The organism is Ruegeria sp. CDSA236 (assembly GCF_059611285.1).
The window spans coordinates 89453-104419 of record NZ_JBXWPG010000013.1; the positions used below are offsets into that span (position 1 = coordinate 89453).

General features: G+C 55.7%; 19 protein-coding genes. 11 read left to right on the forward strand and 8 right to left on the reverse strand.

Annotated elements, in window-relative coordinates; genetic code table 11:
• Positions 1 to 53 precede the first annotated feature (53 nt).
• Both lepA and AC2FLB_RS17935 read left to right on the forward strand, forming a co-directional pair.
• Positions 54 to 1853 carry a translation elongation factor 4 gene (gene lepA / locus AC2FLB_RS17930; protein ID WP_496709782.1) on the forward strand — a complete coding sequence of 600 codons (1800 nt, stop codon included), beginning with the start codon at positions 54 to 56 and terminating at the stop codon, positions 1851 to 1853.
• Between the two features lie 61 nt (positions 1854 to 1914).
• Entirely contained in the window at positions 1915 to 2052 is a 138-nt protein-coding gene (locus AC2FLB_RS17935) for a hypothetical protein (protein ID WP_496709783.1), read from the forward strand.
• 42 nt (positions 2053 to 2094) lie between these two features.
• Here AC2FLB_RS17935 and AC2FLB_RS17940 read toward each other — a convergent pair whose 3' ends face one another.
• Complete coding sequence (locus AC2FLB_RS17940; protein WP_496704026.1) at positions 2095 to 2664, reverse strand: hypothetical protein; 570 nt, start codon at positions 2662 to 2664, stop codon at positions 2095 to 2097.
• Positions 2665 to 3288: 624 nt separating this feature from the next.
• Between AC2FLB_RS17940 and AC2FLB_RS17945 the strand changes: the two genes are divergently transcribed.
• Both AC2FLB_RS17945 and AC2FLB_RS17950 read left to right on the forward strand, forming a co-directional pair.
• A complete protein-coding gene (locus tag AC2FLB_RS17945) occupies positions 3289 to 3468 on the forward strand; it encodes a CTP synthetase (RefSeq protein ID WP_142638109.1) in 180 nt (59 codons plus the stop codon).
• Between the two features lie 90 nt (positions 3469 to 3558).
• Positions 3559 to 3879: a hypothetical protein gene (locus AC2FLB_RS17950; protein WP_142638110.1), complete on the forward strand. Its 321-nt coding sequence runs from the start codon at positions 3559 to 3561 to the stop codon at positions 3877 to 3879.
• A gap of 1294 nt (positions 3880 to 5173) precedes the next feature.
• On the opposite strand, the gene AC2FLB_RS17955 is transcribed toward AC2FLB_RS17950, so the two are convergent.
• The 4 genes from AC2FLB_RS17955 to AC2FLB_RS17970 all read right to left on the reverse strand — a co-directional run bounded on the left by AC2FLB_RS17955 (position 5174) and on the right by AC2FLB_RS17970 (position 7407).
• Positions 5174 to 5311, reverse strand: coding sequence for an entericidin A/B family lipoprotein (locus tag AC2FLB_RS17955; RefSeq protein ID WP_142638111.1), 138 nt, complete (start codon positions 5309 to 5311; stop codon positions 5174 to 5176).
• A 76-nt stretch (positions 5312 to 5387) separates the two neighbouring features.
• Entirely contained in the window at positions 5388 to 6182 is a 795-nt protein-coding gene (locus tag AC2FLB_RS17960) for a metal ABC transporter permease (RefSeq protein WP_142638112.1), read from the reverse strand.
• Positions 6182 to 6931 carry a metal ABC transporter ATP-binding protein gene (locus tag AC2FLB_RS17965; RefSeq protein WP_496690139.1) on the reverse strand — a complete coding sequence of 250 codons (750 nt, stop codon included), beginning with the start codon at positions 6929 to 6931 and terminating at the stop codon, positions 6182 to 6184. The genes AC2FLB_RS17960 and AC2FLB_RS17965 overlap by 1 nt, the downstream gene beginning before the upstream one ends.
• A complete protein-coding gene (locus tag AC2FLB_RS17970) occupies positions 6928 to 7407 on the reverse strand; it encodes a Fur family transcriptional regulator (RefSeq protein ID WP_142638114.1) in 480 nt (159 codons plus the stop codon). The genes AC2FLB_RS17965 and AC2FLB_RS17970 overlap by 4 nt, the downstream gene beginning before the upstream one ends.
• Before the next feature lie 93 nt (positions 7408 to 7500).
• Between AC2FLB_RS17970 and AC2FLB_RS17975 the strand changes: the two genes are divergently transcribed.
• Positions 7501 to 8529, forward strand: a complete 1029-nt coding sequence (locus tag AC2FLB_RS17975; protein ID WP_496709784.1) for a zinc ABC transporter substrate-binding protein — start codon at positions 7501 to 7503, stop codon at positions 8527 to 8529.
• Between the two features lie 23 nt (positions 8530 to 8552).
• Here the strand turns inward: AC2FLB_RS17975 and AC2FLB_RS17980 are convergent, their stop codons facing one another.
• Positions 8553 to 8888 carry an ArsR/SmtB family transcription factor gene (locus tag AC2FLB_RS17980; RefSeq protein ID WP_142638116.1) on the reverse strand — a complete coding sequence of 112 codons (336 nt, stop codon included), beginning with the start codon at positions 8886 to 8888 and terminating at the stop codon, positions 8553 to 8555.
• A 320-nt stretch (positions 8889 to 9208) separates the two neighbouring features.
• On the opposite strand from AC2FLB_RS17980, the gene AC2FLB_RS17985 reads away from it, so the two are divergent.
• From AC2FLB_RS17985 to AC2FLB_RS18010, 6 genes are all read left to right on the forward strand, one after another.
• Entirely contained in the window at positions 9209 to 9841 is a 633-nt protein-coding gene (locus tag AC2FLB_RS17985; protein ID WP_142638117.1) for an ATP-dependent Clp protease proteolytic subunit, read from the forward strand.
• Between the two features lie 132 nt (positions 9842 to 9973).
• Positions 9974 to 11239 (forward strand): ATP-dependent Clp protease ATP-binding subunit ClpX, encoded by a 1266-nt coding sequence (clpX, locus tag AC2FLB_RS17990; RefSeq protein ID WP_142638118.1) that lies wholly within the window; start codon positions 9974 to 9976, stop codon positions 11237 to 11239.
• A gap of 66 nt (positions 11240 to 11305) precedes the next feature.
• Positions 11306 to 11680, forward strand: coding sequence for a Rid family hydrolase (locus AC2FLB_RS17995; RefSeq protein ID WP_496709785.1), 375 nt, complete (start codon positions 11306 to 11308; stop codon positions 11678 to 11680).
• Between the two features lie 79 nt (positions 11681 to 11759).
• Positions 11760 to 12143 (forward strand): NADH:ubiquinone oxidoreductase subunit NDUFA12, encoded by a 384-nt coding sequence (locus AC2FLB_RS18000; RefSeq protein ID WP_271950379.1) that lies wholly within the window; start codon positions 11760 to 11762, stop codon positions 12141 to 12143.
• A 13-nt stretch (positions 12144 to 12156) separates the two neighbouring features.
• Entirely contained in the window at positions 12157 to 12609 is a 453-nt protein-coding gene (gene mlaD / locus AC2FLB_RS18005; protein ID WP_496703388.1) for an outer membrane lipid asymmetry maintenance protein MlaD, read from the forward strand.
• A complete protein-coding gene (locus AC2FLB_RS18010) occupies positions 12606 to 12974 on the forward strand; it encodes a DUF2155 domain-containing protein (protein WP_142638127.1) in 369 nt (122 codons plus the stop codon). The genes mlaD and AC2FLB_RS18010 overlap by 4 nt, the downstream gene beginning before the upstream one ends.
• Here AC2FLB_RS18010 and aat read toward each other — a convergent pair.
• Together aat and accC are read right to left on the reverse strand one after the other, a co-directional pair.
• Positions 12929 to 13561 carry a leucyl/phenylalanyl-tRNA--protein transferase gene (gene aat / locus AC2FLB_RS18015; RefSeq protein ID WP_496709786.1) on the reverse strand — a complete coding sequence of 211 codons (633 nt, stop codon included), beginning with the start codon at positions 13559 to 13561 and terminating at the stop codon, positions 12929 to 12931. The genes AC2FLB_RS18010 and aat overlap by 46 nt on opposite strands.
• 48 nt (positions 13562 to 13609) lie before the next feature.
• A complete protein-coding gene (accC, locus tag AC2FLB_RS18020) occupies positions 13610 to 14959 on the reverse strand; it encodes an acetyl-CoA carboxylase biotin carboxylase subunit (protein WP_271950374.1) in 1350 nt (449 codons plus the stop codon).
• Between the last annotated feature and the right edge of the window lie 8 nt (positions 14960 to 14967).

Sequence of the window (14967 nt, forward strand, 5' to 3'; positions counted from 1 at the left end):
CGGGTCTCGTCCTACCTTGACCGCAGCCCATTTCCGACGCATATCCCCAACCCATGACAGACCTCGCTCACATCCGCAATTTCTCCATCGTCGCGCATATCGACCATGGCAAATCCACCCTTGCTGACCGGCTCATCCAAGAGACCGGTACGGTCAAGGATCGTGACATGAAGGAACAGCTGCTCGACAGCATGGATATCGAGCGCGAGCGCGGCATCACCATCAAGGCCAACACGGTCCGCATCGACTATACCGCTGACAATGGCGAGCAGTACGTGCTGAACCTGATCGACACCCCCGGCCACGTGGACTTTGCCTATGAGGTCAGCCGGTCGATGCGCGCGGTCGAAGGCTCGCTGCTGGTTGTGGACTCGACCCAGGGGGTCGAGGCGCAGACGCTGGCCAACGTGTATCAAGCCATCGACGCCGATCATGACATCGTGCCGGTGCTCAACAAGATCGACCTGCCTGCGTCCGATTGCGACCGCGTGGCCGAACAGATCGAGGATGTGATCGGCATCGACGCGTCCGAGGCGATTCAGGTCAGCGCCAAGACCGGGCAGGGCATCCATGAGACGTTGGAGGCCATCGTCACCCATCTGCCGGCCCCCAAGGGTAATCTGGACGCGCCGCTCAAGGCGATGCTGGTCGATAGCTGGTACGACGCCTATCTCGGCGTCATCGTTCTGGTCCGCATCATGGACGGCACCCTGAAAAAGGGCATGCGCGTCAAGTTCATGTCGAACAACACCCTGCACCATGTCGACCGCGTCGGCGTCTTCCGGCCTGAGATGGAGATGGTCGACAGCCTCGGTCCCGGCGAAATCGGCTTTCTCACCGCCTCGATCAAACAGGTCCGCGACACCCGCGTTGGTGACACGATCACCAATGACCGCAATGGCGCAGAAATCGCGCTGGACGGCTTTAAACCCGCGCAACCGGTGGTGTTCTGTGGCCTCTTCCCCGTCGACAGTTCCGAATTCGAAGACCTGCGCGAGGCGATCGACAAACTGGCGCTGAATGACGCCAGCTTCAGCTTTGAAATGGAAACCTCGGCCGCCCTTGGCTTTGGCTTCCGCTGCGGCTTCCTTGGCCTGCTGCACCTTGAGGTCATTCGCGACCGGATTGAGCGCGAATATGATATCGAGCTGATCACCACCGCGCCCTCGGTGATCTATCACGTCTTCATGAAAGACGGCGAGATGATCGAACTGCACAACCCCGCCGACATGCCCGACCCCTCAAAGGTCGACCATATCGAGGAACCACGCATCAAGGCGACCATCCTTGTGCCGGATGAATTCCTGGGCGACGTGCTGAAACTGTGCCAGGACCGCCGTGGCATCCAGATGGACCTGACCTATGCGGGCAGCCGCGCCATGGTCGTCTATGACCTGCCACTGAATGAGGTCGTCTTTGACTTCTACGACCGCCTGAAATCGGTGACCAAGGGCTATGCCTCGTTTGACTATCAGATGACCGGCTATACCGAGGACGCGCTGGTCAAGATGTCGGTGCTGGTGAATGACGAGCCGGTCGATGCGCTGTCGACCATGGTTCACCGTGACCGGGCCGAGATGCGGGGCCGGGCGATGTGCGAAAAGCTCAAGGACCTGATCCCGCGCCACATGTTCAAAATCCCGATCCAGGCCGCCATCGGAGGCAAGGTCATCGCCCGCGAGACCCTCTCGGCCCTGCGCAAGGACGTGACCGCGAAGTGCTACGGAGGCGACGCCACGCGGAAACGCAAACTGCTGGACAAGCAGAAGGCGGGTAAGAAAAAGATGCGTCAGTTCGGGAAGGTTGATATACCTCAGGAGGCGTTTATTAGCGCGTTGAAGATGGACAGCTAATGGTTCGCCTGAACCTGCGGGTTTGACGGTTATGTGGAATGACGCGAATGTAAAATTTGGATTGACCAGCGCAGTGCTGCTGTTGATTTTGGCTCAGCGCTGGCATTCGGGGAATCTGCACGCTGTGATCGATCCAGTTCTTTTGGCGATTGGTGTCGGAGTCAGCTATTGGTACTATTTTGTGCTACGCGGCAAGTGACTGCGTCCCCACAGTGTGAGGCAGGGAGAGCAGGCGAGTTTCCTAAGAAGGGTGTTCAACTATCGGCACGATCACTCGATGTATTCTTATCGGCAAATCTTCTCGGATTCGGCCAATCATTCCAAGGACAATGTGGTAGATTCGATCTGCGTCTTGGAGCACCTCGTCGATGTTCTCTTGCGTCACGGCACTAGTAGCACGCTTGAAGTTAGGTTCCTTTCTAGGACCAGTGTTCATCACATAGTCGACACGTAGGAATCCGTTTGGCGACCCGAAAAAAGCGCCATGTGCAGCCATATGCCGGTTTTGAATAAACTTTGCTATCCAATCTGACAAGGCTGACAAGTCTTCATCGAAACCGAAGTTTCTCGCGGGCTCACTAGACTTTTTAAGTTCTTTGATGAGTTTTGTAGTAGAGAGTTTTCTCACTTGGCAGTACCGATCAAACCAGTCATTGTCCTCTGGCTTCAACCCATTAAGGCAAACGATTAGCGCGCTTGCCAAAAATTCGATATGAGCACAGGTTTGTAGATAAAGCCCCAAATCATATGCGAACTCTTTTGGAAGTAATCCTTCCATAGCCGTGCCTCTTTCAGGAAAATGATCGTTCATACATTTGCTCGAACTGTTGCTGTGTCAAAAACTGGTTGGTTGTGAAAAGATTAGCTGCCGTAAGAACTTGCTGTAACCCGTATATTTTATCTCGCATTCTAATCAACCCACCCGCCCGGCGGCACCGCCGGACCTCGCCGACCCGCCCCCATGTGGCGGCGCGGCCCTCAGTTTTTTGATCGACCGTTGCAATTTACATTGTGGTAACCGAACCTATAGCGAAGATGTTTAGGTACGATCCAAAAATTGAGTTCATTGTCGCTTGCCTGCTACTGGTTGCAATCGTTGCATACCGGTGGGCGCACTACGAACCTTGGTACATCGCAGATAGTATCTGTGCTCTTGTCGGGTTTGGGGCTTGCTATTTTCATTACCGGCGGAAACGCAGAGAGTAGATTAAATACAAGACTTTCGCTTCACAGGATAAAGTTTGGTGGGTTGAAAATCGTTCATCCAACGAGACCAACCCCACAGCTTCGACCGCGCCCTCATTCTTTGTTTGACCTAACTGCCCTGGGTTCAATGAAGAATTCCAAGGCGGACCTCACTCTGACCCAGATCAAAGACCGCGTGTGCGCTCAATCCTAGGATCCGCGGAAGTTGAATCCCTGATATGAGGCCCCCATGCTTCCCCTGATGTTGATCGTACATATCTTCCTTGGCTCCACCTTTGCCGGGTCCGCTGTCATTGCGGTTCTGTCGATGGGGTATACGACGCTATACCCTATCCTGATCGCTGCCGGAGCTGGCTTTATTGCGGCGTTTCCGGTTTCGTATCTGGTGACCCGAAAGATCGCGGGATAAGGCCTGTTCGACCCATTGTGACCAACCTCACAGCCGCATCCCGGCTGGCCTGCTAGAGTTTACCCTGCGGTACCCTAGCAGGAGGCGCAGATGTCCACATCCATGATCCCCTTCATTGCCCTCGGGTCAGCGGGTCTCTATTCCGTTGCCATGGTCGCGATGAAGTTCTGGTGGAAAATCCCCGGCTTGGGGCTTGGCCTGCTGATCGTCGCGACCCTGCTGGCCGGGGCCACGCTGGAACTCGCCGCCCTGCGCGACGAACGGTTGGGCATAATCTATACTGGCATTCTGGGGGCCGAGGTCGTTCTGATCGCCATCGCCTCATTCTTTCTGTTTGGCGAAAACTTCTCGCATCGCGAAGTGTTTGGCATTTCCCTGGTCGTGATCGGCACCGCGCTGGCCTGGGCCTAAGCGCGACAATCTGGTTAGGCTTTTTTAAAGCCTTCATGAAGCTTCCTTTAGGTAAGTTGCAACCGGCACTCAGCCACCCAATCTGTGTAAAAGGCCAGCGAAAGGCCCAGCACAGGAGGTGAGCCAGTGACAGCAAATTCAACTATCGAAGCGGTAAATGCCCCTTCATTTAGGTTGGCTGCGTGGGCTGGCGCAAGATCCTTGGGCTGTATGTAATTTTGAATTTGCGTAGCCTGCGCGATCGAACGAGTTCCGGGCTCGTCTCCGGTCTCCAGGTGAACTGAAGCGTCTCTGGTCCGGTTGGAATTTAGGGGGTACTGGCTGCGAATTGCCGCAGCGCTTAGTAGGTAACCCAACCGGGTCGGAGCGCTTCTCAAATTCAGAACAGGCTTTCAGCGCAATGTGCGGGCAGGTGGCCCTGATTGGTCAGAAAATGCCTCGGTCCTCGGAGGCCGTGGCCAAAGAGCGACCCGTTCAAGGCGGGTTTGATTCGAAATATCAGGGATCGGATCGGCGCAATCGCTCACCAAAACCCCCAGAAGGGTCGTGCAGCCCGTTTGCGCCTGCAGAAAGAGTCCAAAATCCCGGGCCAAGCACGCAATTTCACTTGTCCATTGGCAACTCTGCGCAGGAACGTAGAATCTAGAGTTATCCACATCACTCTCCAGCGAGATATCAACAGTTTATCCCCGGCTATTTTTTATGCTGCAGTGCTATTTTCTTGCCCGTTTATGACCGCGATGTAACAGTCAGGTTACCGCAGAGGTTCTTAGGATCCTGGGTGGGACGCAAAGGCCAAGGGGGTCGCTGCGGTGAAGGGAAATCTTAGGATTTTGTTCTACTGCAAAGACTTACCGGTGCGTGATCCGCTGATTTGGGCGTCAAGTTTGAAACAGGTGATCAAGCTCTCAGAAGGTTAATGCGTGCTGTGCGGGGCCCTCGGGCTCTGTTCAGCGGCTGTGGCCCCTTAGGGGGACAAAGCAACTGGATCGGGACGTCCCTCGGGCGTGTCGAACCGGTAAGGCGTCAGGGGTGTCCTTTGGGCACGTGCAAAGACCGCGTCTGCGCACCTGACGCCTTTTCCTTTTTCCGGGCCCCGGATTCATACAGGCAGCGATTTAATTCCCCCTTAAACGGGAACGGGGTTCTTGCGTTTAAGCAAGAACCCCGTGATCGTGTCAGAAATGCAATGCCGCGTCTATGCACCTGTGTCCGCAAGGATAGCGGGTCCGGGTGCAGAGGGCAACTATATCTTGTATGCCGCCCGATCTTGACCGCTACATTCCGAAAGGAATCAGATGTTTTCCTGAACCTCGGTGGCTGCGCCCTGAATTGCGTCACCTGCTTTTTCAATATCTTTACCGGCGCCTTTAGCGGTTTCACATGCGGCGAGTGTGCAAAGGGCCAGTCCAATAAGTGCGGCTCGGATCATAGGTCTCTCCTTTTGTATAAGTCCCGATTTTCGTAGCAGTTTTGCTAATGGTGAACCAGAGTTTTGAACCGGCAATCTATTCTTTACGAAAAAGCGGCCCGATGGCGGCGGTTACCAGAAAGATCACAGCTGCGGCGCAGACGATGCTGGGCCCGGCCGGAGTGTCGGCAAGATACGCACCGCACAGCCCGACAAGGGCGGCAGCTGATCCGATGATGGCGGCCCCGAACGCCATATTTTCAGGTGTTTTCACCAAAGACCGCGCGCCGGCTGCCGGGATGACGAGCAGGGCGGCAATCAACAGAACCCCTACCACTTTGATTGCTACGGCAACGGCCAGCGCCATGGTCAGCGTCAACCACACCTCCTCGCGCTTTGGGTCAATGCCGGATGCATAGGCCATGTCCGGGTTCAGCGTGGCGACAAGTAGGGCTGACCAGCGCCAGATCATGACTGCCAGGATCAACGCGCCGCCGCCCCAAATGGTTGCCAAATCGCCTTTGGTGACAGCCAGGATATCACCAAACAGAAAGGCATTTAAATCCAGCCGGACGTCGGACAGCAAGGCGACGGTGACTAGTCCTGCGGCCAGGGCTGTATGCGCTATTACGCCTAGTAATGTGTCCATCGCCAACCCCTTGCCACGCAAAAGCGTGACGGTAAGCCCCATGGCAAGCGCTGACGCCACAATCGACGGCAGCATCGGAAGCGAAAACGCCAGAGACAGTGCCACACCCAGAACAGCCGCGTGCGCTGTGGCTTCGCCCAGATAGGCCATCCTGCGCCATACCACAAAGCACCCCAAAGGGGCCGCCGCGAGTGCAACACCAATACCCGCCAGCGCCGCACGAACCATAAAATCGTCTAACATCAGTTGGTTGTTTCCTGGTCGTGGTGGTGGTCATGGTCGTGCGAATGGCTGTGTTGATGTTGGTAAAGGGCCATCATGCCCTTGGTTCCGCTGCCAAATAGGGCCCGGTATTCGGGTGCGTCCGCGACGGTATGAGGCGACCCCTCGCAGCATATATGTCCGTTCAGACATAGCACACGGTCTGAGGCCGCCATGACAACGTGCAGATCGTGACTGACCATCACGATCGCGCAACCAAGGTCGCGTCTGACCTGCTCAATGCGTTGATAAAAGGCAGCTGCACCCGGTTGATCCAGGCCTTGCGTCGCTTCATCCAAAAGCAAGACCTGAGGATCATCAAGGAGTGCGCGCGCCAGCAGAACTCGTTGAAATTGACCGCCCGAAAGTTGGGTCATTTGCCGGTTGCGCAGATCCGGGACGCCCGCTCGTTCTAGTGCATCCAGCGCTTTGCGGGCCGAGATCCGTTTGGGTAAGCCCAGGAAACGTTGCACGGTCATCGGTAAAGCGGCGTCCAAAGCCAGTTTTTGCGGGACATAACCGATGCGCAGGCCGGGTGCGCGGCTTACCTGGCCTTCTGATGGGGTAATGGCCCCAATGATCGCCCGTAAAAGAGTCGACTTACCAGATCCGTTGGGCCCCACAATGGTTACGATCTCTGCTTCGGAAACTGCCGCATTCACATGTTCAAGGATCGTGCGGCCGTCGATCCGAATGGACATGTTTTTCAATGAAATAAGGGGGGTATTCATGCCGCCGACCCTACGCATTCGGGACATAGGCCCTCGGCCTCGACCACTACTCGTTCGATTTGAAACCCCGAGGTGTTCGCCGCAGCGCCCAATCGACCCTGTGTCAGCTCGGTTTCCGTTTCAGCCACTGCTTTGCAGGACCTGCAGATCAGAAACGCGGGGACATGGTCATGGGTCGGGTGGGCGCAGGCTGTATAGGCATTCAGTTGCTCGATACGATGCACGAACCCGTTTTGCACAAGGAAATCCAGTGCACGATACGCGACCGGAGGTTGCGACCCGAGCCCTTCTGCAGCTAGCACAGCCAGGATATCATATGCGCCCATTGCCCGGTGCTTTTCCAACAGGATCTCAAGAACACGGCGTCGGACAGTGGTGAACTGCAGGCGCTTTGTTCTGCACTTGTTTTCGGCCTGAGACAGCGCAGTGTGAACGCAGTGGGCGTGATCGTGTTGTCTGAATCCAACGGTGCTCATGACGGGGCTCCAATGATTTTGAACTTGATATGTAATAACGTCCGGATTAACAAGCGCTCAACGAATGTAATAACATATCAATTTGGAGGGAAAATGTTCCGATCTACACTATATGTGTGCTCACTTGCGTTTGCGGGCCAGGCAATCGCCGAGGCGCCAAGCGTGGCCGTCGATATTGCGCCTGTCCATTCGCTGGTCGCCCGGGTGATGGACGGCGTGGGTGAGCCCAGCTTGATCATTCCACCCGGCGCGTCTCCGCATGATCACGCGATGCGGCCTTCTGAGGCGCGGTCTTTACAATCCGCCGAGATCGTATTCTGGACTGGAGAAGAGCTGACCCCTTGGCTGGTTAAACCCTTGGGCGCGCTGTCGCCGGATGCGCTGCATGTCTCTTTGTTGGATGCGGATGGAACAATTCTCTATGAATTCCGGGATGCGACCGATCATGATGACCATGATGACCATGATGACCATGATGACCATGATGACCGTGCGGATCATGATGGCCACGACGATCACGCGGATCACGACGATCATGCGGGTCATGACGATCACGACGACCATGCGGGCCATGCAGACGACCATGGCCATGATCACGAAGGGGTTGACCCCCACGCCTGGCTGGATCCCGAAAATGCACGTATCTGGGTTCAGGTAATTGCCGCAACGCTCTCAGAGGCGGACCCTGAAAACGCCGATGCTTATCAGCAGAACGCGGCGACCGCTGATCGGGAACTGGTTGAACTGAAAGAAAAAATTATGACAGATCTGACAGATATGCAGACGCTGTCATTCATAACGTTTCATGATGCCTATCAGTATTTCGAAAAGCGATTTGGGCTGGAGTCATCCGGCGCAGTCAGTCTTGGCGATGCGTCCTCTCCCGGGCCGGCGCGATTGGCGGCTTTGCGTGAAAAGGTTGAGCATGAAGGAATTGTTTGTGCCTTTTCCGAGCCGCAATTTGACACAAGGCTGGTGCGGACAGCGATCGAAGGAACCGGGGCCACGATCTTTGAATTGGATCCCGTAGGCGTGAGTTTTGACACGGGAATTTCGCACTATGACAGTTTGCTAATGGCCATGTCCGCCGGCTATCAAGACTGTTCCAAAAGTAAGTCGTAAGTAGCCGGGATAGCGGATTGCTCTTATTCTTCGTTGCAAAAGAGTTCGTAGACAACCTCTAACATCCGGCGTGGCCGTTCATCGGCCAGTCTATAAAAGATCGCCTTGCCTTCGCGGCGAGGCGTCACCAACCCTTCAAGTCGCAACCGCGACAGTTGTTGCGAAACAGCCGCTTGCCGCGCCGAAAGCAGCTCTTCCAGTTCTGTTACTGACTTTTCTCCCGATACCAGGTGGCACAGGATCATGAGACGCCCTTCGTGGCTGATGGCCTTGAGGAAATTTGCAGCATGCGTTGCGTTCTCAACCATTTTGTCGAAATTTTCCGGAGATGTTTCCTGTGAAAGTTGTGGAAGGGCCATCCTCTGTTTCCTTACCAGCCCACACTTTGGGCGCCTGTTTGTGTTGCTGCCTGGAGAAGGTCGCAAGTCAGCTAGTTATGAACATTTACTCTCATATGCATGAATCAAAATGAGGTGAGGGGAAAAGGGGAACTTGTGAGAGTTCGACGCAGATTTCGACTTAGAAGAGCGTATCGCTTTAGTCACCGCTGAATATCTATTTGCATTTGCAGGGCATGAAGTTTCCTGCACCCCTTGCAGCCCCACTGTGGCGATACTAAGACTCAGGTAACAGATTTTCGGGTAGTGTCCCGATCCATAGCAAAGCAGGCAGGTTTCTTATGTTCGATCCCGTTGACACATACATGAACACGCTTGTCCCAATGGTCGTTGAGCAGACCAGCAGGGGTGAGCGCGCATATGATATCTTCTCGCGCCTTCTGAAAGAGCGGATCATCTTTATCAACGGCCCGATCCACGACGGGATGAGCCATCTTGTGGTTGCTCAGCTGCTGCACCTTGAGGCGGAAAACCCGAACAAGGAAATCTCGATCTACATCAACTCGCCGGGTGGCGTGGTCACCAGCGGTTTGTCGATTTACGACACAATGCAGTATATCAAACCGAAATGTTCCACATTGGTGATCGGTCAAGCGGCCTCGATGGGGTCGGTTCTGCTGGCCGGTGGTGAGAAGGGTATGCGCTTTTCCCTGCCGAACAGCCGCATCATGGTGCACCAGCCCAGTGGCGGATATCAGGGTCAGGCAAGTGATATCATGATCCACGCAGCTGAGACGCAAAAGCTGAAGGATCGCCTGTATGATATCTATGTACGCCATACTGGACAGACCAAAAAGGCCGTTGAAAAGGCGCTGGACCGTGACAACTTCATGAGCCCGGAAGAGGCTAAGGAATGGGGTCACATCGACGAGATCGTTGAAAACCGCGCCAAGATGAGCGGCGAAGAGGGCTAAGCCCAGACCCCTCGTGTCGCCGATACGGGGGGTATTTTGAGATTGTAGCCGCCACAGTGCTGGCCTAAGCTGCACGAACAGGCGCAAGCGCGGCCCCGCAAGGGGCATAGGATGGAGCCCGAAAGGTAGATCATGGCGACGAATTCAGGCGGTGACGGCAAAAACACGCTCTACTGCAGCTTCTGTGGCAAAAGCCAGCATGAGGTGCGTAAGCTGATTGCAGGTCCGACCGTGTTCATCTGTGATGAATGCGTCGAGCTGTGTATGGACATCATCCGCGAAGAGACGAAAGCCAACGGGCTGAAATCTTCTGACGGAGTGCCGACGCCGAAAGACATCTGCGAAGTTCTGGACGATTATGTGATCGGTCAGGCTACGGCCAAGCGGGTTCTGTCAGTGGCGGTTCACAACCACTATAAACGATTGAATCACGCTCAGAAGGCCGGCAGCGATATCGAGCTGGCCAAATCCAACATCCTGTTGATCGGCCCGACAGGCTGCGGCAAGACGTTGTTGGCGCAAACTCTGGCGCGCATTCTGGATGTGCCCTTTACCATGGCCGATGCGACCACGCTGACCGAAGCCGGTTATGTGGGCGAGGATGTCGAAAATATCATCCTCAAACTGTTGCAGGCCAGCGAATACAATGTCGAACGCGCGCAGCGCGGCATCGTTTACATCGATGAGGTCGACAAGATCACGCGCAAATCCGAGAATCCCTCGATCACGCGCGACGTATCGGGCGAGGGCGTGCAGCAGGCGCTGCTGAAGCTGATGGAAGGCACCGTCGCCAGTGTTCCGCCGCAAGGTGGACGCAAGCATCCGCAGCAGGAATTCCTGCAAGTGGACACGACGAATATCCTGTTCATCTGCGGTGGTGCCTTTGCGGGTCTGGATAGAATTATCGCACAGCGCGGCAAAGGCTCGGCCATGGGCTTTGGTGCCGATGTGCGGGACAATGATGATCGCGGCGTGGGTGAGATTTTCAAAGAGCTGGAGCCTGAAGATCTGCTGAAATTCGGTCTGATCCCGGAATTTGTCGGACGTCTGCCAGTTCTGGCCACGCTTGAGGATCTTGACGAGGATGCGCTGGTCACCATTCTGACAAAACCCAAGAACGCGCTGGTCAAACAGTATCAGCGTCTGTTCGAACTGGAAGATGCCGAGCTGGGCTTTACCGACGATGCGCTCAAGGCTATCGCCAAACGCGCCATTGAACGGAAGACCGGTGCACGCGGGCTGCGCTCGATCCTTGAAGACATCCTTCTGGACACGATGTTCGAATTGCCTGGCATGAAGAACGTGACCGAAGTTGTCGTCAATGAAGAGGCTGTATCCTCGGACAAGCAGCCGCTGATCATCTATGCGGATGCGGCGGAATCAGCTTCGGCCGGGTAATCACTGAATTTGAATTGCAACAGATGGCGCGGTGATCCCGCGCCATTTTGTGTTTGGGAGGGCAGGATGACGATAAGGCGAATTTCCTCGGGCGGTCAATATGAGGCCAAAGTCGGCTACTGCCGGGCAGTGGTTGCAAACGGTTTTGTCTTTGTTGCCGGAACCTGCGCACAAGGCGAAATCATTCCCAAAGATATCGTCGGACAGTGCAAATCCGCGCTGCAGGCGATTGAAAAGGCCTTGGATGAGGCTGGATCAAATTTGGCGCATGTGGTTCGGGTAAACTACTACCTTTCGGACATGTCAGAATTTGAACTGTGCTGGCCCTTGCTGGTTGAGGCATTTGGTGAAAACCCGCCGGCGGCGACAGTGACCGAATGCAACCTGATCACGCCAGAGGACCGCATCGAGATTGAAGTGACCGCAGTTTTGCCGGATTGATGCGCAACGTTACCCTAGCACTGGACCTTGGCGGACCTTTGGTCCATATCTGCAGAGACAAAAATGCCGGAGGCAGCCGATGGGAATCCTGAACAGTCTTTTGCGCGCCGTGACCTGGTGGAACGGGGCCACCCTGAACACCCAGATTTACACCGCGCGCAAAGGCGTGAAAGTCGGTGAAGATAATGAAGGCAATATGTTTTATCGTACCGCGGATGACAGCAGGCGTTGGGTGATCTTCAACGGCGAGGCCGAGGCCAGCAGGGTTGATCCCGATTGGCACGGTTGGTTGCACCGCACCTGGGACGAACCGCCAACCGATAAACCTCTGGCACATAAATCCTGGGAAAAACCGCATCAGGAAAACCTGACAGGAACCGCGCTTGCTTATGCACCGGCGGGGTCTTTGCGCCGCCCGGATCCGGTCGAGCGTTCGGATTATGAGGCCTGGAACCCGGAATAAGACGAGGCGAGCAATGTCATCTTACAAAGTTTCAGAAGTTTTGGTCGGAGGCGCCGTCCTGGCCGGGGCAATAGCGTTTGGCGTCTATGCGAGCCAGTCGACAGGCCTGTCCCAGGGCGGTTCTGGTTATGAGCTTAACGCCTCTTTCCGCTCGCTCGAAGGCGTCGGCGTCGGAACGGACGTGCGGCTTGCCGGGGTCAAAATCGGCACCGTGACAGGAGTGGCCCTGAACCCGGAAACCTACCGGGCGGACACGACTTTTGCGATTTCTGATGGAATTTTAGTCCCCGATGACAGTGCTATCGTGATCTCATCCGAAGGGTTGCTGGGTGGTAACTTTGTAGAAGTCATGCCAGGCGGATCGCTCTTTAACTTTGAACCGGGCGATCAGGTCGAGGATACACAGGGCGCAGTCAGCCTGATTTCGCTTTTGGTTAAGTTCGTCGCCGGAGATGGCGGCGAATGAAGCGATATGCTCTGATCGCGGCAATACTGGCAGCCTCTGGGGTAGCGGCACAGCAAAAGGTTCAATCTGGACCGGGTGCAATGCTCAGAGGGCTGGATAAGGTCAATGGCCAGACCGTTGATGTCGAACTGCAAAACGGCCAATCCAAGACAGTCTTTGGGCTGGATGTCGCACTGGGTGATTGCCGCTATCCTGCAGATAACCCAACAGGGGACGCGTTTGCCTACCTGACCATTTGGGAACAAGGCGGAACGGATCAGCTGTTTGACGGGTGGATGATTGCCACCTCGCCAGCCCTGAATGCGCTTGATCATTCGCGCTATGACGTCTGGGTGATCCGCTGTATCACGCCATCCGGCGATTGATCGAGATCAGCAGAGAAATCTGCTGCAATAGTCACTGCCTCTTCCAGCGCGTTCCGATACTGTGTCCGCGGCACCTCAATCGCGCCGAGCGAGGCGAGATGCGCGGTTAAAAACTGTGTATCGAACAGTTTGAACCCGCAGGACCGCAACCGGTCGACCAGATAAGCAAGCGCAATTTTTGAGGCATCCTTGCGTCGGGAAAACATGCTTTCGCCAAAGAAGGCAGCGCCAAGAGTAACGCCATAAACGCCCCCAACCAAATTCGGGCCGTCCCAGATTTCCAGCGAATGGGCGTGACCGGATTGGTTCAGCTTTTGGTAAAGGGTGCGAAGTTCCTGATTGATCCAGGTATCCGTGCGATCAGCGCAGCCATCAACAACGCCGGCAAAATCCCTGTTGATTGACACCGTGTACCCACAGTTCCGAATCCTGCGGGCCAAGCTGCGTGAGATGTGAAATCCGTCCAGAGGGAAGATGCCGCGAAACTTAGGATCAACCCAGAACAGGTCCGGATCATCGCGATGTTCAGCCATCGGGAAGATACCGATGGAATATCCATGGAGCAGTAATTCCGGGGAAAGGCTCATGCCAGGCGCCTCAGGGTCGGAAAGCGGCAACCTTCCGACCCAGCAGAGTTAGTCGGCCATATTCTCCGCAAGCCAGTGCTCCAGCCAGTGGATGTTATAATCACCGCTTTGGACGTCACTTTCTTGCAGAAGCGCGTGGAACAAGGGAACCGTCGTGTCGATTCCGTCCACGATCAACTCACCCAATGCGCGTTCGAGACGGGCCAGTGCTTCGGGTCGGTCGCGGCCCTGCACGATCAGTTTGGCGATCAGTGAGTCGTAGTAGGGCGGGATCGTGTACCCGTCATACAACGCTGAATCCATCCGCACACCCAGACCGCCCGGCGCATGGTAGGCCGAGATTTTTCCGGGGCAGGGCGAGAAGTTTGGCAATTTCTCGGCGTTGATCCGAACCTCGATGGCGTGACCATTGATTTTCAGATCATCCTGACCGAATGACATTGGCTGACCAGCCGCAACGCGGATTTGTTCGCGCACCAGATCTACGCCAAAGATGCCCTCAGTGACCGGGTGCTCGACCTGTAGGCGGGTGTTCATCTCGATGAAATAGAAGTCGCCATTTTCGTACAGAAATTCGATCGTACCTGCACCGATATAGTTGATCTTGGCAACCGCATCGGCACAGACCTTACCGATCCTTGCGCGTTCTTCGGGGGTGATGCAGGGGCCGGGTGCCTCTTCGAATACCTTTTGGTGGCGGCGCTGCAGGGAACAGTCGCGCTCGCCCAGATGAACCGCTTGGCCCTTGCCATCGCCAAAGACCTGAATCTCGATGTGGCGCGGTGTGGTCAGGTATTTCTCAATATAGACCTCGTCATTACCAAATGCGGCTTTGCCTTCGGCGCGCGCGGTCATAAAGGCGCTTTCCATCTCATCCGCACTCATCGCGACTTTCATGCCGCGTCCGCCGCCACCGGCGGTGGCCTTGATGATGACAGGATAGCCGAATTCTTCACCGATCCGCTTGGCTGCGGCCAGATCCGGCACGCCACCATCTGAACCAGGCACACAGGGAACGCCCAAGGCTTTCATCGTGTCCTTGGCTGTGATCTTGTCCCCCATCACGCGGATATGCTCAGCGGTGGGGCCAATGAAGGTGATGTCGTGATCTTCGACGATCTGCACAAACTCGGCATTTTCAGACAAAAAGCCGTAGCCCGGGTGGATCGCCTGAGCGCCAGTGATCTCGCAGGCTGAGATGATCGCAGGCACCGACAGATAGCTTTGTGGGCTGGGCGGGGGGCCGATGCAGACCGATTCGTCCGCCATGCGTACATGCATCGCGTCACTGTCTGCGGTTGAATGGACGGCGACTGTCTTAATCCCCATCTCGCGGGCGGCGCGGATGACGCGCAGGGCGATCTCGCCTCGGTTGGCAATCAGGATCTTGTCGAACATGGGGCCGC